This window comes from Sphingopyxis sp. LC81 (genome assembly GCF_000756375.1).
In the GTDB taxonomy this organism is placed as follows: Bacteria; Pseudomonadota; Alphaproteobacteria; order Sphingomonadales; family Sphingomonadaceae; genus Sphingopyxis.
The window spans coordinates 342,834-361,877 of sequence record NZ_JNFD01000001.1 but is presented as its reverse complement, the minus strand read 5'-3'; the positions used below and the strand labels follow the sequence as shown (position 1 = coordinate 361,877).

General features: G+C 64.3%; 16 protein-coding genes. 13 read left to right on the top strand and 3 right to left on the bottom strand.

Going from position 1 to position 19,044, the window contains the following annotated elements; genetic code table 11:
- Positions 1-60 precede the first annotated feature (60 nt).
- From FG91_RS22560 to FG91_RS01765, 5 genes are all read left to right on the top strand, one after another.
- Positions 61-273 carry a lysozyme inhibitor LprI family protein gene (locus FG91_RS22560; protein ID WP_081940360.1) on the top strand — a complete coding sequence of 71 codons (213 nt, stop codon included), beginning with the start codon at positions 61-63 and terminating at the stop codon, positions 271-273.
- A 104-nt stretch (positions 274-377) separates the two neighbouring features.
- On the top strand, positions 378-2,384 hold the full coding sequence (locus FG91_RS01780; protein ID WP_037510977.1) for an acetyl-CoA carboxylase biotin carboxylase subunit: 2,007 nt from the start codon (positions 378-380) through the stop codon (positions 2,382-2,384).
- Between the two features lie 107 nt (positions 2,385-2,491).
- Complete coding sequence (locus tag FG91_RS01775) at positions 2,492-2,863, top strand: tRNA-binding protein (RefSeq protein ID WP_037511147.1); 372 nt, start codon at positions 2,492-2,494, stop codon at positions 2,861-2,863.
- 67 nt (positions 2,864-2,930) lie between these two features.
- Positions 2,931-3,938: an alpha/beta hydrolase gene (locus FG91_RS01770; RefSeq protein ID WP_052187203.1), complete on the top strand. Its 1,008-nt coding sequence runs from the start codon at positions 2,931-2,933 to the stop codon at positions 3,936-3,938.
- A gap of 53 nt (positions 3,939-3,991) precedes the next feature.
- The gene (locus FG91_RS01765) at positions 3,992-4,399 is read left to right on the top strand and encodes an MAPEG family protein (protein ID WP_081940359.1); all 408 of its coding nucleotides are present in this window, start codon (positions 3,992-3,994) and stop codon (positions 4,397-4,399) included.
- Here FG91_RS01765 and FG91_RS01760 read toward each other — a convergent pair.
- On the bottom strand, positions 4,396-5,160 hold the full coding sequence (locus tag FG91_RS01760; protein WP_037511141.1) for a cyclase family protein: 765 nt from the start codon (positions 5,158-5,160) through the stop codon (positions 4,396-4,398). The genes FG91_RS01765 and FG91_RS01760 overlap by 4 nt on opposite strands.
- Before the next feature lie 115 nt (positions 5,161-5,275).
- Between FG91_RS01760 and FG91_RS01755 the strand changes: the two genes are divergently transcribed.
- Both FG91_RS01755 and alr read left to right on the top strand, forming a co-directional pair.
- Positions 5,276-6,901: an MFS transporter gene (locus FG91_RS01755; RefSeq protein WP_037510975.1), complete on the top strand. Its 1,626-nt coding sequence runs from the start codon at positions 5,276-5,278 to the stop codon at positions 6,899-6,901.
- A gap of 44 nt (positions 6,902-6,945) precedes the next feature.
- The gene (gene alr, locus FG91_RS01750; protein WP_037510973.1) at positions 6,946-7,995 is read left to right on the top strand and encodes an alanine racemase; all 1,050 of its coding nucleotides are present in this window, start codon (positions 6,946-6,948) and stop codon (positions 7,993-7,995) included.
- A 162-nt stretch (positions 7,996-8,157) separates the two neighbouring features.
- On the opposite strand, the gene FG91_RS01745 is transcribed toward alr, so the two are convergent.
- The gene (locus FG91_RS01745) at positions 8,158-11,370 is read right to left on the bottom strand and encodes a TonB-dependent receptor domain-containing protein (protein WP_161785607.1); all 3,213 of its coding nucleotides are present in this window, start codon (positions 11,368-11,370) and stop codon (positions 8,158-8,160) included.
- Positions 11,371-11,865: 495 nt separating this feature from the next.
- On the opposite strand from FG91_RS01745, the gene phaR reads away from it, so the two are divergent.
- The 6 genes from phaR (at position 11,866) to FG91_RS01715 (ending at position 18,156) form a co-directional block, all read left to right on the top strand.
- Positions 11,866-12,408 (top strand): polyhydroxyalkanoate synthesis repressor PhaR, encoded by a 543-nt coding sequence (gene phaR, locus FG91_RS01740; RefSeq protein WP_037510968.1) that lies wholly within the window; start codon positions 11,866-11,868, stop codon positions 12,406-12,408.
- Positions 12,409-12,451: 43 nt separating this feature from the next.
- Positions 12,452-13,978: a proline--tRNA ligase gene (gene proS, locus FG91_RS01735; RefSeq protein ID WP_200878378.1), complete on the top strand. Its 1,527-nt coding sequence runs from the start codon at positions 12,452-12,454 to the stop codon at positions 13,976-13,978.
- A 71-nt stretch (positions 13,979-14,049) separates the two neighbouring features.
- Positions 14,050-14,400, top strand: coding sequence for a DUF6152 family protein (locus FG91_RS01730; protein ID WP_037510965.1), 351 nt, complete (start codon positions 14,050-14,052; stop codon positions 14,398-14,400).
- 10 nt (positions 14,401-14,410) lie between these two features.
- Positions 14,411-14,896: a hypothetical protein gene (locus tag FG91_RS01725; RefSeq protein ID WP_037510963.1), complete on the top strand. Its 486-nt coding sequence runs from the start codon at positions 14,411-14,413 to the stop codon at positions 14,894-14,896.
- Positions 14,897-15,049: 153 nt separating this feature from the next.
- The gene (locus FG91_RS01720; RefSeq protein ID WP_037510961.1) at positions 15,050-15,784 is read left to right on the top strand and encodes a hypothetical protein; all 735 of its coding nucleotides are present in this window, start codon (positions 15,050-15,052) and stop codon (positions 15,782-15,784) included.
- A 59-nt stretch (positions 15,785-15,843) separates the two neighbouring features.
- Entirely contained in the window at positions 15,844-18,156 is a 2,313-nt protein-coding gene (locus FG91_RS01715; protein WP_037510960.1) for a ribonuclease R family protein, read from the top strand.
- A gap of 88 nt (positions 18,157-18,244) precedes the next feature.
- On the opposite strand, the gene FG91_RS01710 is transcribed toward FG91_RS01715, so the two are convergent.
- Positions 18,245-19,027 (bottom strand): helix-turn-helix domain-containing protein, encoded by a 783-nt coding sequence (locus FG91_RS01710; protein WP_037510958.1) that lies wholly within the window; start codon positions 19,025-19,027, stop codon positions 18,245-18,247.
- Positions 19,028-19,044: the final 17 nt, after the last annotated feature.

Below are 19,044 nucleotides of genomic sequence, written 5' to 3'. Positions count from 1 at the left end.
GCAGAAGCGCCCCGATCACTTCCCATTCTTCGTCTGTAACGCCGATCCGCTCGCCCAAGGTTGCCTCCAAAAGCCAGCCTTGAATCAGCGACCGAGTCCACAGTCAAGCTTTGTCCACGAAACCTAGTCTATCGCGACAAGCACTGCATGCGTGAAGGTTATATCATGCGAGGCGGGTCGGCGGAACCCTATGTCTACAACACTTGTCGATCCCGATTGACGAAAGCGCGCACGGCAGAACTGAAGGTTTTGGCCGAGGGCCAGATTAACTGAGGCTACTTTTGGAGGGCCATAACGTCCTTGCGCACCGCGCCCCAAAATCTGCTTTTTGCGTCGGCAGGTTATCCTGACAAGATAGTGATTACGAAGGATCGAGAATGTTCAAGAAAATCCTGATCGCCAACCGTGGTGAAATCGCCTGCCGCGTCATCAAGACCGCGCGGCGCATGGGCATTGCGACTGTCGCCGTCTATTCGGACGCCGACGCGCGCGCGCCTTTCGTGCAGATGGCGGATGAAGCCGTGCATATCGGGCCGTCGCCCGCGTCCGAATCCTATCTGATCGCCGACAAGATCATCGCCGCATGTAAGGCGACGGGCGCCGAGGCGGTGCATCCGGGCTATGGCTTCCTGTCAGAACGCACCAGCTTTGCCGAGGCGCTCGCGAAGGAAAATATCGCCTTCATCGGCCCGCCGGTGAACGCGATCGCGGCGATGGGCGACAAGATCGAGTCGAAGAAGCTCGCGAAGGAAGCGGGCGTCAACGTCGTCCCCGGCTTCGTCGGCGAGATCCGCGATACCGAGCATGCGGTCGAGATTTCGAACGAGATCGGCTATCCGGTGATGATGAAGGCGTCGGCGGGCGGCGGCGGCAAGGGCATGCGCCTCGCCTATGACGAAAAGGACGTCCGCGAAGGCTTCGAGGCGACCAAGCGCGAGGGGCTCAACAGCTTCGGCGACGATCGCGTTTTCATCGAAAAATTCATCCTCAACCCGCGCCACATCGAGATCCAGATCCTCGGCGACCAGCACGGCAATGTGCTCTATCTCAACGAGCGCGAGTGCAGCATCCAGCGCCGCCACCAGAAGGTCGTCGAAGAGGCTCCGTCGCCCTTCGTCACCGAAAAGATGCGCAAGGCGATGGGCGAACAGTGCGTCGCGTTGTCGAAGGCCGTTGGCTATTACAGCGCGGGCACGGTCGAACTGATCGTGTCGGGCGCCGACCCGACGGGCGAGAGCTTCTACTTCCTCGAAATGAACACGCGCCTGCAGGTCGAGCATCCGGTGACCGAGGCGATCACCGGCATCGACCTGGTCGAGCAGATGATCCGCGTCGCGGCGGGCGAGAAGCTTGAGATGACGCAGGACGACATCAAGATCGACGGCTGGGCGATCGAGAACCGCGTCTATGCCGAGGATCCCTATCGCGGCTTCCTGCCCTCGACCGGGCGGCTCGTGCGCTACCGCACCCCTGTGCCGGCGTGGGACGGCGACGAGCGCGGCGTCGACGGCGTGCGTGTCGATGCGGGGGTCGAGGAGGGTGGCGAAGTGTCGATCTTCTACGACCCGATGATCGCCAAGCTGGTGACGTGGGGCGAAACGCGCGACGAAGCCGCCGACCTCCAGATCGCGGCGCTCGACCGCTTCGAGCTCGAGGGGCTCGGCCACAATATCGATTTCGTCTCGGCGATCATGCAGCACCCGCGCTTCCGCTCGGGCGAGCTGACGACGGGCTTCATCGCCGAGGAATATCCCGAGGGCTTCCACGGCGCCGATGCCAGCGACGAGGTTGTACGCGCGCTCGCGGCGATCGCGGGCTTCATGGCCAGCGCCGAGGCCGATCGCGCGCGGCGCACCGACGGCCAGCTCGGCGACCGGCTCGACCCGCCCGCGAAATGGCAGGTCAGCGTGGGCGGCACCGCGCACAAGGTGAAGCTCGGCCACAAGCATATCAAGGTCGATGGCGACGCGATCGACATCGCGCTCGAATATACGCCGGGCGACAAGCTCGTCGTCGCCGAGATCGACGAGACCGAGCTCGCGGTGAAGGTCGCGAAAACGCGCACTGGCTGGCGCATGACGACGCGCGGACGCATTCACGACGTGCGCGTGCTGCCGTGGCACATTGCGCCACTGGCTTCGCACATGATCGAGAAGATTCCACCCGATCTGTCGAAATTCCTCATCTGCCCGATGCCCGGCCTGCTCGTCACGCTGCACGTTGGCGAGGGCGACAAGGTCGAGGCGGGCCAGCCACTCGCGACGGTCGAGGCGATGAAGATGGAGAACATCCTCCGCGCCGAAAAGGCGGGCACGGTGAAGACCGTCAACGCCGCGCAGGGCGACAGCCTGGCGGTCGACGCGGTGATTTTGGAGATGGAATAGCTTTTCTGCACTTCGTCGTTGCGAGGAGCGAAGCGACGAAGCAATCCAGTGCGGCGTAGACCCACTCTGGATTGCTGCGCTTCGCTCGCAATGACGGATTCAAGAAAATGCATCTCAATCACGACAACGACACGCCCGCGGCCGCCCCCATCAGCTTTGACGATTTCCTCCGCGTCGACATCCGCATCGGCACTATCGTCGAGGCCGAGCCTTTTCCCGAGGCGCGCAAGCCCGCGTTCAAGCTGAAGATCGATTTCGGACCCGCGATCGGGGTGAAGAAAAGCAGCGCGCAGATCGTCGATCGCTACGCGCTCGAAGATCTTGCGGGGCGGCAGGTCGCCGCCGTCGTCAACTTCCCGCCGCGCCAGATCGGCAAGTTCATGTCCGAAGTACTGACGCTCGGCTTCGCCGACGAGGCAGGCGCGGTGATCCTGTTCGCGCCCGACCGCCCCGTTCCGAATGGGTCGCGCCTCTTCTGATCCTCTCCCCTGTTGCTCAGCGCCATTTCGCCGCTAGGCTGGCGAAAAGGAACAGGGGAGAGGGACGATGAACCCACTGAAAGCCGCCTTCTTTGCGGCTGCTTGCGCGATGCTGCTGCCCGTATCGGCGGCCGCCGAGGCCGAACCGCGACGCGAATATGACGTCCAGCTCTCGCGCAATGTGGTTTACGGCCGTGCCCCGATAGACGTCTCAACGGATCGGCCGCGCCAGCGCGACCTGTTGCTCGACGTCTATCGCCCCGTCGCCGACGGCAAGCCGCTCGCGAACCGCCCCGCGGTGATCATGGCGTTCGGCGGCGCCTTCCATCGCGGCGACAAGGGCGAGGAGCGCTTCACCGAGGATGGCGCGCAGGACAGCTCGATGGCCGATTATTGCCGCCGCTTCGCGCGCGAGGGCTATGTCTGCTTCTCGATCGACTATCGGCTGACGCCGGAGGACCCCGGCCTCGCGAAACCCGTCGATGAAAAGAAGCTCGTCCCAAAGTCGGTGAACCTGTCACCCGCCGCCACTGCGCGCATCGAACTTGTGCGCCAGCGGATGGGTTTACCGCCGCTCGACGCGTCGACGCGCGACCAATATTGGCGCGGCATCCTCGCCGCGGCCGAGGATATGGCCATGGCGACCGGGTTTGTCCGGGGTCACGCAGGCAAGTTCGGCGTGAATCCCGACCGCATCGCGCTCGGTGGTTTTTCGGCGGGCGCCATCACCGCGCTGAATACCGCTTACGGCATCGGCACTCCGGTCAAGGCGGTCTTCACGCTTTCGGGCGGCCTGAGCGGCTACAACCTCTTCGAAACCGTCCAGCCGGGCATGCCGCCGGCGCTCTTCCTCGTCGCCCAGAACGATCTGGAGGGCATCCAGTCGGGAACGCGTTTCGCTGTCACGGCACTGGCGAGCAAAGGGATCGCGACCGAGCAGGCGTGGGTGCCGGGTTTCGGGCACTTCTACCCGATGGGCGCGGTCAGTCTGGGCAGCGACGTCAGCCGCACCCCGGTCGAAACGCGCATCCTCGCGTTTCTGGAGGCCAAACTGGGCCACAAGCCACGCGAATAGCCAACCGGCAAACGACCGGCTAGGCTGTGCGCGGGAAGCGGGGGAGAAAAGCGATGACATTACCGGTAACTGCATTCGTGGCCGCCATTTGCGCGCTGTTGTTGCTCGCGACCGCGATCGACACGGTGCGCCAGCGGCTACGCCTGAAAGCCGCGTTCGGTGACCACGGCGACGCGAAGCTGATCAGCGCCAGCCGCAGCCACGGCAATCTGGCCGAATATGCGCCGATCACCATCATCCTGCTCGGCCTGCTCGAAACGGCACGCGCCAATCATATGGCGCTGATGATCATCGGTGCGATCTTCCTCATCGGCCGCGTCGCGCATGTGATCGGGCTCTATACGCCGTCTGAGCCGGGGAAGGCGCCGCTGGGGCGCCAGGTCGGCGTTGCAGCCACCTTTGGTACGCTGCTCATACTCGGCCTCTGGACGTTGTGGATGCTCGCGACGCAGAACCTCTAGTCGACCAGCGCCACCGCGCGGATCCATCCCGCGCTCGCGCGCTCGATCTTCACCGGGAAGCAGCTGAAGGTGAAGCCGGTCGCCGGGATCGCCGCGAGGTTGGTGAGCTTCTCGATCTGGTAATAGGGGTGGATGCGCCCCGCCTTGTGGCCTTCCCAGATGATCGACGGGTCGCGCGTTTCGGCCCAGCGCTTTGCGGTGTGGCTGAACGGCGCGTCCCAGCTCCACGCGTCGGTGCCGACGACCTGCACGCCGCGTTCGGTCAGGTAGAGCGTCGCCTCGGCGCCCATGCCGCAGCCCTGATCGGTGAAATTGTCGGTGCCGTAGATCGCGCCCGACTGGACAAGAACGATGTCGAGCGGCTGCAACGCATGCCCGATGCGCACGAGTTCGGCCTCGACCTCGGCACCGCTGACGACATGGCCGTGCGGGCGGTCCGAAAAGTCGAGCTTCACCCCGGGGCGAAAGAAGAGGTCGAGCGGCGCTTCGTCGATCGACGGGGCGGGGGACGCGCCGCTGTCGGTCGTCGAATGATAATGCCACGGCGCGTCCATATGCGTGCCGTTGTGCGTGCTCAGCGACAGCATCTCGACCGCCCAGCCTTCACCGTCGGGCAAATCCTCCCTGGTCAGCCCGGGGAAGAACATCGCGATCTGCTCCCAGGTGTTTTCGTGGGTCATATAGGTAATGTTGGGGCGCATCACCGGCGGGTCGGACACGACGTCGTTGGTGATCGGGATCGAAAGATCGATGAACTGCATGCGCTGCATCCTGCCACCGGATTGACGCTACGCCAAGAAGGCTTGCACGGCGGCGCTTGCCCGGTAGAGAAGGGCGAAAGCCCCATGCAATATGCAATGGGGCGGGGGAGAGTTTATGACCGAAAGTGCCGCCGCCGGACCCGGCGCCGTTTACGAACCGACCGCGAAAGACATCCGCATGGTCATCGCCGCATCGTCGGCGGGCACGGTGTTCGAATGGTATGATTTCTTCATCTACGGCACGCTCGCGGCGATCATCGGCAAGGCCTTTTTCCCCAGCGACAATGCGACACTCGAAACCCTTCTCGTCTGGGCGGGCTTTGCGGTGGGCTTCGGTTTCCGGCCCTTGGGCGCGGTGCTATTCGGCTTTCTCGGCGACCGCCTGGGACGAAAATATACCTTCCTCGTCACCGTCACCTTGATGGGCATCGCGACCGCAGGCGTTGGCATGATCCCGTCGGCGGCCACGATCGGCATCGCCGCACCGATCATCGTCATCCTGCTCCGCATCCTCCAGGGGCTCGCGCTCGGCGGCGAATATGGCGGCGCGGCGGTCTATGTCGCCGAACATTCGCCGCCCGGAAAGCGCGGTTTCTACACCAGCTTCATCCAGGCGAGCGTCGTCGGCGGGTTCGTACTCAGCTTGATCGTCGTGCTCGGCTGCAAGGCGCTGATGCCCGACGCCATCTGGGAAAGCTGGGGCTGGCGCGTGCCCTTCCTCCTCTCGATCATCTTGCTCGCCATTTCGCTCTGGATGCGCCTCAAACTGTCCGAAAGCCCGGTGTTTCAGGCGATGAAGGCGGAAGGCGAGCTGGCGAAGAACCCGCTCAAGGAAAGCTTCACCTATCCCGGCAACCCGCGCCGCATCTTCATCGCGCTGTTCGGCATCGCCGCGGGCCTGACGGTCATCTGGTACACCGCGATGTTCTCGGGGCTGTCGTTCCTCAAAGGGCCGATGAAGGTCGAGGACACCGCCGCCGAAATCATCGTCGGATGTGCCGCCGCGGTCGGCATGGGTTTCTTCATCTGGGCGGGGCGCCTCTCGGACCGCATCGGGCGCAAGAAGCCGATCGTATGGGGCTACGCCGCGACGCTCGTGCTGCTGTTCCCGCTCTTCTGGTGGATGGGCAGCGTCGCCAACCCCGCGCTGTCCGCCGCCGCCGAACGCGCACCGGTGACCGTCACCGGGTCGCAGTGCAGCTTCGATCCGTTCGCGCAAAAGCAGGAGACAGCATGCGGCCGCACGCTGGGCGAGCTGACGAAGCTCGGCGTCCCCTACACGATCACCCAGACCGATAGCGGCTTCGACAGCGTCAAGATCCGCATCGGCGACCGCGAGGTCGCGAGCGAGGATCCCGCGCTGCTACAGCCCGCGCTCGAAGCAATGGGTTATGATTTCGCCAAGCAGATCCCGAGTGCGGCCAGCATCGCGATCATCTTCCTCGCCTTGCTCGGTCTCAGCGCGCTGTCGGGCTTCACCTATGGCCCCGTCGCGGCGCTGCTTTCCGAAATGTTTCCGCCGCACGTGCGCTATTCGTCGCTGTCGATCCCCTACCATCTCGGTACCGGCTATTTCGGTGGTTTCCTGCCACTGATCGCGAGCTTCATCATCGCCAAGACCGGTAATGCCTATTCGGGACTCTGGTATACATGGGGCGTGGTGCTCGTCGCTTTCCTCGTGACGGCCTTCATGCTGAGGGACCCGGTCGAGGGGCAGTGGGACAAGCCGGCGGCCCGCTGATCACCCCATTGGCGCAGCCGACGAAGCTGTATAGGGGGCGAGGGATGATCGAAGTCCCGTCGCCGCTCCGCCTCCGTCTCGACAGCCGTGCGCTCATCGCCAACTGGCGCTGGCTGGCCGCCCAGAGCGGCGGTGCGGCGTGCGGCGCCGCGATCAAGGCCGATGGCTACAGTCTTGGCGCGCGCAGCGTCATGCGGCACCTCGCCGCTGCCGGCTGCCGCGACTTTTTCGTCGCGACCTGGGCTGAGGCGGCGGCATTGATGCCCTTGCCCGAAGGCATATCGCTGTCGGTGCTGCACGGCGTCGGAGCGAGCGACATGGTCGCCGCGCGCACCCTCCCGGTACGTCCCGTGCTAAACAGTGTCGAACAGGTCGCGCGCTGGCGCGAAGCCGGGGAAGGGCGTCCGTGCGACGTGATGATCGATACCGGGATGAACCGCCTCGGCCTGCGGGTCGACGAAGCCTTGGGCGGCGCGCTCGACGGGCTTTGCATCGAAACCTTGCTCAGCCATCTGGCGTCGGCCGACGAGGATAGTGATCAGAATGCCGCGCAACTCGCGGCCTTTCGGGCTGTTCGCGAAGCGGTTCCCGCGCGGCGTTACAGCCTCGCGAACAGCGCCGGCATTTGCCTGGGCCGGGATTTTGCCTTCGACCTGACGCGCCCCGGCATTGCCCTCTATGGCGGCACGCCGCGCGACGAGGCGGCGGGGCAAATCCGCCAGGTGGTCTATCCCGAAACGCGCGTGTTGCAGCTCCGCACGGTGCACAAGGGTGAGGCGGTGGGCTATGGCGCAACATGGACCGCGCCGCGCGACGGCCGGGTCGCGGTCGCCAATATGGGCTACGCCGACGGCTATCTGCGTTGTCACGCCGGGACAGGCGGCGGTGCGTCATGGCAAGGAAAGGCGCTACCGCTGATTGGCCGCGTTTCGATGGACCTCATCGCCTTTGATGCCAGCGCCGCCGGCGCGATCGGCGAGGGCGACTGGCTTGCGCTCGACTATGACCTGCCATCGGCGGCCGCGCGCAGCGGGTTGTCGCAATATGAGTTGCTGACCGGACTTGGCACCCGGTTCGCGAGGCTGTGGGGCTAACTCCCCAACCGCGCGGATACTCGCGCCGTATAGCGATACCGTTAAGACATAGCCGCATCGCGCCACTAACCGTTGGCGCGGCGCGGCGCGTTCCGTCCCGCCAAAGAAAAGGGGGACGAGAGCAAGCTCTCGTCCCCCGAATTCTGCACCAGGCTGCGCCGATCAGAAGCGAGCGCGGGCACCCGCGTAGAAGTTGCGGCCGCGGAAGCTGTAGATCGCGCTACCCGCACCGGTTGCGGTCGAGCCGTAGGGCGGCTGCTTGTCGAGGACGTTATCGACACCCGCATAGAAGTTGATGTTCGGGCCGCCCGACGACTTGTTGACGTCAAATTCGAAACGCAGGTCGTGGTAGAAGACCCGCGGGTATTTTTCGACATCAGCATAGTCGATGTTCGCCGGCGGAAGGCCGTTCAGCCCGTTCAAGTTCTCATAGGTATCGAGGTACATCGGCCCGATGTAGCGCATCCGGTAGCCGAAGGTGAACGGACCAACGCCCAGATCGACGTCCCAGCGGAACTCATCCTTCGGATCGCCCAGTTCGCCGAGAAGACGGTTCTCGAAGTCCGGGTTGACCGAGTCCTGATAGTTGCTGATCTTCAGATTGTGCGTGTAGATCAGGTTCGTGTTCAGGCTGACATCGTCGGTCAGGGCCGTGCGATAGGATACGTTGACGTCGATGCCCTCGCGCACGCGGCGGGCGAAGTTCAGCGGCGCCACGATCAGCGAGTTGGTGACGATACGACCAGGCTGATCGCCGTTGACCGGAGCATTGGTCAGGTTGCGGCTGAACTGGCGGCAGAACACGTTGTCGAGCGTCGCCGAGTCATAGCAGCTGTTGAGGATCTGCTGCGCCGTCAGCGACGTGATGATGCCGTCCACCGTGATGTCGTAATAGTCGACCGACAGGTTCAGGCCCGGGATGAAGCGCGGCTGAATGACCACGCCATAGGTGTAGGAATCCGAAGTTTCCGCGACCAGGTTCGGGTTGCTGCCGCTGACGATGCCGAGCGACTGGGTGACGTCCGTGAGCAGCGGAAGCTGCGCACCAAGAGCCGTCGCACAGTTCGTCGCACGAATACCCGAACCACGCTGGTTGGGGTTGCAGGGATCGGTGATCGTCTGGAAGTTCGGGACCAGCGGGAATGCCGTTTCCGAAACGTTCGGAGCGCGAACCGCCCGGCTGTAGTTGGCACGGAAGCGGACGTCCTCGATCGGCGCATAGTCGAGACCGGCGTTGTACGAATAGACCGTGCCGACATTGCCCTGATACTTCGCGACACGACCGGCGCCGCTGAGCGTCAGTTCATAGGCGAAGGGCACTTCCTTCAGCAAAGGAAGCTGGATTTCACCATAGGCTTCCTTCACCTCGAAAGGCTTCGGACGGAACGACGGGATCGAGACGCCATTGGTGTAGCCACCGGTGACGAACGGATCCTGTTCGTAGAATGCCCTTTCGTTACGATATTCGCCACCGATCGCGAAACGGACCGGACCGCCAGGCAGGTTGAAGAACCCGCTGGTGTCGCCCGAGACGAAGCCCGACGCAATGAACTGCGACAGCCCCGACGAGGCGGTGAAGGTGCGGCTGAAATAATCGATCGCCGCGCTGTTATCCAGGCCGCCAAAGGGATTATAGGGTACGCAAGCCGCAATATCGGCGGCAAGGCGGTTCTGATTGACGACCGGGTCGCCGAAGCTTCCGTTCTGGAACCGGACGGCCGAAGCGGGGTCGAACTGCGAGCGGCACTGGATCGCGCCAGTGACCGGGTTACGGCCCGCATCCATGGCGAGCATGAACCGCTGACGGTCGATGAAGCCCGTCGTGGTCACGTCTTCGCGGAACTTGCCGTAGTTCATCGACAGCTCGTAGCTCCAGTCGTCGTTGAACGTCCCGCGGAGGCCGCCGACAACGCGCCAGGTGTCGCGCTGGAACTTTTCGTCGCGGATGCCGACATCGAGCAGCGAACGCGCAACGACGAAGCGGTACGAACCATCGGCGATCGCTGCGCGATCTGCTGCGCTGAGGTTGCCGCCGGCAGGGCAGGTGACCAGAAGGTCGGTCCGGCAGCCCGAAGCCGAGATCAGATTGGCCAGGGTCGTGCGGTCCGCGGGATTCAGGAACGGGTTATCGAGGCGCGTGCGCTCGCGATAATCGAACTGCTGCAGCGTGCCCTGGATGCCTGCGGGACCAGCGTTGTTGCCGAGTGCGTTGACGCGGTTCCACTTGGCTTCGAGGAACAGTTCCGACTGCTCATTGACCTCGAAACGCGCCAGCATGTTGAAGTTGTAGCGTTCGGTGAACGGCAGCACCGAAAGCAGCTTGCCTTCGCGGCCCGTCTGGCCGTTGCCGCCGGCGATGCCGCCGAGAATGCCTGCACCGTAGCGCGACCCCGTCTGCGGGACGAGACGGCCTTCGTTGGTAAAGACATAGGTGCAGTTGTACGGCGTGCCGAGGCTGTTCGGACCGCCGTTGTTGGCGAGCGTGCCGTTACCGCACGCCGCGCCGGGCGCGTTGCGCTGGTTGATCGGAACAAGGCCGTTGAAGTGGATCGTCGTGCTGCGGATGTCGCGGATGAAAACGCGATCCGGGAAGCCGTCGCCGCCACCGGCACTCGCGGGCAAGCCGGCATCGCTGTCGATCACGCCGAAAGCATCCTGGCGCCGGAACGCCGGAACGTCCGAAGCAAAGACGCGTTCCTGACGCGAATATTCGCCGTGCAGCGTCACGTTGCCGCGACCTTCTGCGAAATTCTTGCCGTACATCGCCGAAAAATACTGGTTGGCACCGAAGCCTTCACCGGTCACGCCGCCCTGGGCGCGGAGCTGAAGGCCGTCATAGTCGCGACGCAGGACAAAGTTGACGACGCCCGCGATGGCGTCCGAACCGTAAATCGCCGAATTGCCGCCGGTGACGATGTCGACACGTTCGATCAGATCGTTCGGGATCGTGTTGACGTCAGGCGAAACCGCGTTGTTCAGGATATCGGCCGGAACGTGACGGCGGCCGTTGACGAGAACCAGCGTGCGCTGCGTGCCGAGGCCGCGAAGATCGAGCAGGTTGAGGCCGGCGATACCGATGCCGAGGCCCGGGTTCTGCTGCGCGAAGGTGCTGCGCAGCTGCGGCAGGTCGTTCAGCGTGTCGCCGATATTCGTCTGACCCTGCTGAAAGAAGGTTTCGCCGGTGATCGACGTGATCGGCACGGTCGATTCGAGGTTCGGGCGGCGAATGCGCGAACCGGTAACGACGATCGTGCCTTCGGATGCTTCCGCCGTGTCATCGGCCGGGGCGCTGGCCTCCTGAGCCATCGACGGCGTGACACTGAACAAAGCAAGCGACAGGGCAGAGCCCCGCACTAGCAGGCTGGTTTTCTTCATGGTGTATTCCCCGGTTAGCCGTTCAAGGAGTGGGATGAACGGATTACCTGCCAGAAAAACAGAAAATTTCGACGGCACAACCCCTTGATGAAATTTTTCTGACAGGCGGGAGACTCTGATGCGGCGCTGTTGCATTTTTGCAACAAGTCGGGGGAGGTGATGCGTCGGAACCGCTTGTAATCATAATTCTGGAGCACGAAAGGAATGGCCCCACTCAGCGCTCATAAGCGAAATAAATGCCAGAAATTTGATATCCGTTGAAACTAAATTACATATGCAGCTTTCCCGGTTTCGACAGATCCGGCCCGCATGCCTCCCCGTTCGCCGCGGGTGCGGCTACCGGCATTTGTGCATCGAGGAGGCGGCGAATCATTTGCCTCCCTTCGATGCGCGTCCCCGCATGTTGCGACGCATCATAAATTGATGCTAATGCGATGACCGTCAAAAACCGGCGCGACGAAACGTCGACGCCGGAATGCAGGAGCGCAGGTCAAGATGGCGAAGTCCAAGGCGGGGGCGACGGAAGATGACGTCGTCACGATCAAGAAATACGCCAACCGGCGGCTCTATGACACCGAGCGCAGCTGCTACATCACGCTAGAGGATCTGGGCACGATGGTCCGCGACGGCCGCGATTTCCGCGTCGTCGATGCCAAGAGCGGCGACGACATCACGCACAATGTCCTGACGCAAATCATCATGGACGAGGAAACGCGCGGCGAAACGCTGCTGCCGGTCAACTTCCTGCGCCACCTGATCGGCATGTACGGCGACAAGATGCAGTCGATGGTGCCGCAATATCTCGAAGCCTCGATGACCGCGTTCCGCAAGAACCAGCAGGACGTCCGCTCGGCGCTCGAGGGCGCCTTGGGATCGAACCCGCTCGCCGAACTGACGCGCCGCAATATGGAGATGTTCCAGCAGGCCGCGGGGGCGTTCATCCCAGGCGCCGGCAGCAGCAAGACTAAGGATGCCGAGATTGCTGCGCTCAAGGCCGAAGTCGCCGAACTCAAGGCGGCACTCGCCAAAAAGAATTAATCGGGCCGCCACGGCGCCCCAGCTACGGAAAATACGGAATATCATGGTCAAACATGCGCTCAGCGTAACCCGGCAGGCCGACTTCGCGGCCTGGTATCAGGATGTCATTGCCGAAGCCGACCTCGCCGAGGAATCGGGCGTGCGCGGCTGCATGGTGATCAAGCCGTGGGGCTATGGCATCTGGGAACGCATCCAGACGGTGATGGACGCCGCGATCAAGGATGCCGGGGTCCAGAACTGCTATTTCCCGCTGTTCATCCCGTTGAGCTTCTTTGAGAAGGAAGCCGACCATGTCGATGGTTTTGCAAAAGAAATGGCGGTCGTCACGCATCACCGCCTGATCCAGGACGGCAAAGGAAAGCTGATCCCCGATCCCGAGGCGAAGCTCGAGGAGCCGCTGATCGTCCGCCCGACCTCGGAAACCGTGATCGGCAATGCGATGAGCCGCTGGGTGCAGAGCTGGCGCGACCTGCCGCTGAAGGTCAACCAGTGGGCGAACGTCGTGCGCTGGGAAATGCGCACGCGCATGTTCCTGCGCACCAGCGAATTCCTGTGGCAGGAAGGCCATACCGCGCACGCCGACAAGGCCGATGCGATGGCCGAGACGCTGCGCGCGCTCGAAATGTACCGCAGCTTTGCCGAAGATGTGCTCGCGATGCCGGTGATCGCGGGCGAAAAGCCCGAGAATGAGCGCTTCCCGGGCGCCGTCGCGACCTATTCGATCGAGGCGATGATGCAGGACGGCAAGGCCCTGCAGGCCGGCACCTCGCATTATCTCGGCACCGGCTTCGCCGAAGCCGCGAACATTCGTTACCAGGACAAGGACGGCGGCCACAGCCTCTGCCACACGACAAGCTGGGGCACGTCGACGCGCATGATCGGCGGGGTCATTATGACGCATGGCGACGACGACGGCCTCCGCTGTCCGCCGCGTATCGCGCCGCACCAGATCGTGATCGTACCGATGCTCCGCGACAATGAGGAGGATCAGGCGATCCTCGACTATTGCCGCCACCTCGAAAGCCAGCTGAAGGCCCTCGACGCCTTCCGCGAACCCGTGCGCGTGCTGCTCGACGCGAGTGCGAACAAGGCGCAGACCAAGCGCTGGGGCTGGGTCAAGAAGGGCGCACCGATCGTCGTCGAAATCGGTCCGCGCGACGTCGCCGGCGGCAATGTCGCGGTGATCCGCCGCGACCGGCTGTACAAGGACGACGGCAAGCTCAATTCGGCATTCGTCGCCAAGGGCGACTTCGTGGCCGAGGCGGTGGCGACGCTGGAAGATATCCAGTCGAGCCTCCATGCCGAGGCAAAGGACCGCCTGCATGCGAACATTCGCCGCGACGTCACCGACCTCAAGGCACATTTCGCCGGCGACGACAAATTTGTCGGTTGGGCCGAGGTCCAATGGTCGCGGCCGAGCGGCGCGGCGCTCGACGACATCGTTGCCCAGCTCAAGGCGCTCAAGCTGACGATGCGCAACACCCCGCTCGATGCCGCACCGGCGGACGGCGCCTGCTTTTTCACGGGCGAGCCCGCGGTCGAACGTGTGCTGATCGGGCGGACCTACTAGGCCCGGTCGCCCTTGCACCAAGGGCGCCGCGCCTTTAGCCTTCGCGCCGAGGGGCTCGAAGGAGACTGTCGATGCGCTTTTCCCTGTTGATCGCGGCGGCGACGCTGGCCTTCGCCGCGCCTCCCGCCGCGGCCCACCATGGCTGGTCGTCCTATGACGAGACCAAACCGGTCACCCTGACCGCGTCTTTCACCGAGTTGTCGTGGGGAAACCCGCATGGCAGCGCGAAAATGCGCTGGCAGGGCAAGGTCTGGGACGTCATATTGGCGCCCGTCGGCCGCATGGAAGCGCGCGGGCTGACGCGCGCGGAGATCGCGCCCGGCAAACGCTTTCGCCTGACCGCCTATCTTCGGCGCGACGGCACCGCCGAAATGCGGGTCGAGCGCGTGATGGTCGGCAAGAAGACAGTCGAGCTGCGCTGAGCAAGGCCGCGTGGAGCCCATCCTGACCGCCGCCGCGGCGTGGCTCGAGATGGCCGGCATCGGTCCGTGGTCGCGCGGATCGGCGCTGGTCTATCCCGTTGCCAATACGCTGCATCTTCTGGGCCTCGTTATGCTGGTCGGCGGGATCGGCGTCGTCGACCTGCGGATCGTGGGTTTATGGCAGAGGCTGCCGGTGGCGGAACTGTCGCGCGCCCTGACGCCGGTTGCCGCCGCCGGGCTGATCCTGATGGCGGCCAGCGGCGTGATCCTGTTCGCCGCCGACGGCGCCGCGCTGGCACGGTCGGCTATTTTTGAACGGAAATTGATCATCATCACCGCGGCGCTGGCGAATGCGGCCGCCTTTCGATGGGTCTGGAACATGCATATGACGCGCTGGATCAATGGAGCGCCTCGCGCAGCCCGGGTGATGGCGGGGGTGTCGCTGCTCCTGTGGCTCGCGGCGGGCGCGTCGGGCCGCTGGATCGCCTATGGCTGACAAAGAGCGGACCTACTGAGCGATCGCCCGGCACGGCCGCGAAAACGGTTCGGTGCCTGTCATAAATCTGGTAGGATGCGGCGGCAAGGATCGGGCGATGAACCCGGCCTGCGGCGGGCGCATCCTATTAGGCTTTTGACAGGGGAAAAGGTCATGAAAAGACAGATTGCCGGATCGACGATCATCGCAGCGATGCTGTTTGGCAGCATCGTGCCCGCCGCGGCCAAGCCGCCCTCGGACATATCCGACCTGCCCGGTTCGCGCGCCGCCGGCGCCGAAACCGCGATGGAATCGCGCGGCTATGAAATGACGAAGACCAGCGGCGGCGCGCAATATTGGTGGAACAGCGGGACAAAGACCTGCGTCAGCGTCGTCGTGTCCAACGGACGCTACGCGAACGTCGACAAGACCGATTCCAGCAACTGTGGCCATGGCGGAGGCGGCGGCAATGCCGCGGCGGCCGTCGGCGCGATTGCCGCGGTCGGCCTGATCGCAGCGCTCGCCAGCCACAAGAAAAAGCATGGCGATCATGGTGATGGCGACCATGATGGCGATTATGGCCGCGGCTACAATGACGGCCTCTATGGCGGTCAATATGACCGCGACGACAGCGAAGCTTATCACGACGGCTTCATGGCGGGCGAGGCCGAGGCCGCCAATCGCCGTCATGCCAACCGCTCCTATGCGCGCGGCGGGCCCGATGCGGCACGGACCGCGTGCGAACGCCGCGCCGATCAGTATCAGAACGCTCCCTGGGGCAGCAGCGTCGCGGTCAGCCAGCGCACCACGGGCGGCGGCAACTATGAGTTCACAATGGCGACCGGCCATTATCGCTCGACCTGCAAAGCAAGCCCTTCGGGTCAGGTGATCGACATTTCGCCTTATTGATCCGCGCCTAGGGGGTGAGGGGGGGTGACGGGCCGCCCGTTACCCCCTATCCGCAGACAATGGCCCGCAAACAACATCACGGACTGCCTAGTCCTGAGCAAATCCTTCGCTTCATCGAAGAGAGCAAGGACGCGGTCGGCAAGCGCGAGATTGCGAAACATTTCGCGCTCCACGGCAACGACAAGATCGCGCTGAAGGCGCTGCTCAAGGACATGACCGACGAAGGGCTCGTCGATCTGGCGCCCGGACGTGCGTTCCACAAGCATGGCGGACTCCCGCGCGTGACCGTGCTGCGCGTCGCGGCGATCGAGGGCAGCAATGTCTGGGCGGTGCCCGAGCGCTGGGAAGCCGCCACGCCGGCTCCGCGCATCCGCGTGATCGAACAGGGTCGCAAGGGCGCGCTCGGCGTCGGCGACCGCATCCTCGCGCGCACCGAGGAACGCGGCAGCGGCCATGTCGCGCATCCGATGAAACGCCTGGCGGCGAGCGCCGAGATGGTGATCGGCGTGCTGGTCGAAGATGTCGGCCCCGGCGGCAAGCCGATGGTCTGGCTGCGCCCCGCCGACAAGCGCGCGCGCTATGATTTTGCGGTCGCGGACAAGGGCGATGCCGATATCGGCGACCTCGTGCGCGCCGAACTGACGGGACGCGGTGCGGCGATCAAGGCGAAGGTCGTCGAGCGCCTCGGCGATCCGTTCGCACCGCGCGCCCTCAGCATGATCGCGATCGCGCGCCACGAAATCCCGCATGTCTTCGACGGCGAAACGATCGCCGAGGCCGAGAAGGCGGCGAAGCTACCGCTCACCCCCGAAGGCCGCGAGGATCTGCGCGACCTGCCGATCGTCGCGATCGACCCGATCGACGCGCGCGACCATGACGACGCCGTCTGGGCGATCCTCGACGATGACACCTCCAACAAGGGCGGTTTCCGCGCGATCGTCGCGATCGCCGACGTGAGCTATTATGTCCGCCCCGACGGCGATCTCGACCGCGAAGCGCGGCGGCGCGGCAACAGCGTCTATTTCCCCGATCAGGTCGTGCCGATGCTGCCCGAGACATTGTCCGCCGGCGTCTGCTCGCTGAAAGCGGGGCAGGATCGCGCCGCGATGGCGTGCCATCTCGTCATCGACAAGCATGGCAAGGTGACGTCATGGCGCTTCACGCGCGCCCTTGTCCGGCTCCGCGCCAACATCGCCTATGAGCATGCGCAGGCCGCCTATGACGCCGATACGCCGCGCGACGAATGGGACGCCGACGTCCTCCCCACGCTCAAGAATCTGTGGGCCTGCTGGGCGCTGCTCGCAAAGGCCCGCGCCGCCCGCGCACCGCTCGATCTCGACCTGCCCGAACGCCAGGTCATTCTCGACGAGCAGGGCGGCATCGCCGAAATCCGCGTCCGCGACCGGCTCGATTCGATGCGGCTGATCGAGGATTATATGATCGCGGCGAACGTCGCGGCGGCGAAGGCGCTCGAGGCGAAAAAGTCGCCCGTGATGTACCGCATCCACGAGCCGCCGAGCCGCGAAAAGCTCGTCAGTCTGAAGGATTATCTCGAAACCTTCGAACGGAGCTTCGCGCTCGGACAGGTGATCACGCCCGCGGTCTTCAACCGCCTGATCGACGGCTTTTCCGAAGACGACCGGTTGCCCGAGATCATGCAGGCGATCCTGCGCAGCCAGACGCAGGCCTATTACGGCCCCGCCAACGCGGGCCATTTCGGCCTCGCGCTCGGCAGCTACGCGCATTTCACTTCGCCGATCCGCCGCTACGCCGATCTGGTCGTCCACCGTGCGCTGGTTGACAGCTACAAGCTCGAAGTGCCGGGCAAGCCCAAGGACTTGCCCGCGCGCACTGGGCTCGGCGAGGCCGACGCCAAGGGCCTGTCGCGTATCGGTGAGACGATCAGCGCGCTCGAACGCCGCGCGATGGAGGCCGAGCGCGAAACCGTCGACCGCTATGTCGCCGCCTATCTATCGACCAAGAAGGGCGAGATCGTCGCGGCACGCATCACGGGGGTGCAGCCCTTCGGCTTCTTTGCGACCGTCGACGGGCTCGGCGGCGACGGGCTGGTGCCGGTCTCGACCCTTGGTAGCGAGCGTTTCTTCTACGACGAAGCCGCGCGCAGCCTCGACAGCGAGCATGGCCGGGTGAGCTTCACGACCGGCCAGCGACTCGACCTGAGGCTGATGGACGCCAACCCGATCAGCGGCGCCTTGCGTTTCGAACTTCCCGATGCCCCCGAAGGCGGTTTCCGCAATCGGGCGCCGCGACGCGACGGGGTGAAGGGGACCGGGAAGGATAAGGCCGGCAAGCATATGGTTGGCAAACGTGGACGCCCCGCGAATATCAAGCACAAGGGCAAGCGGCGCTAACTCCACCCCTTCGTCATTCCCGCGAAAGCGGGAACCCAGCAGCAACGTCGAACTGGGTTCCCGCTTTCGCGGGAATGACGAAAACAGGTTATCGTGCGGCCAGCGTCTGCAACAAGGCCGCGCTCTCCGCATCCGCCGGGAAAAACGCCTCGATCGCCAGCTCGGACAGCGTGATATCCACCGGCGTCCCGAAGATCGTCACCGTCGACACAAAGCGAATTTGACCCATCGGCGTATCGAGGATCAGCGGCACCGCAATTCCATTCGCCGCGCTTCGATGATGCTCCTCCGCCTCGACGGCATAGCCCGCAAGCTCCTCGCGCAGCGCGATCAGCCCGGCGTCGGCGCTCGCATCGATCTGGTGATCGAGCCGTTCGAGAATATGCGCGCGCCATTCGTCCCGATTGACGATATGCGGCGCCAGCCCCTCGGGGTGCAACGCAATGCGAAGCACGTTGACGGGCGGTTCGAACAGATGCGGCGCGGCTAGCCCTGCCAGCATTTTGACGGCGCTGTTCGCCGCCACCATATTCCAGTGCCGGTCGACCGCGAGCGCGGGATAGGGCTCATGCCCCTTCAGCACATGCTCGACGATCGCGCGCATCCCCGCCATTTCGGCGCTGTCGAGCGGCCGCTCCTGATAGTCGGGGGCATAGCCCGCCGCGAGCAGCATGGCATTGCGCGCGCGGTGCGGGACGTCGAGGCAGTCGGCGATTCGCTGCAACATCTGTGCGCTCGGCTTCGACCGCCCCGTCTCGATAAAGCTCAGGTGGCGCGTCGAAATCTCGGTATCGAGCGCGAGGTCCATCTGGCTCATCCGGCGGCGCGTGCGCCATTCGCGCAATTGCTCGCCCAGCGTCGCGACTTGCATGATCGTCTCCTTCGTCC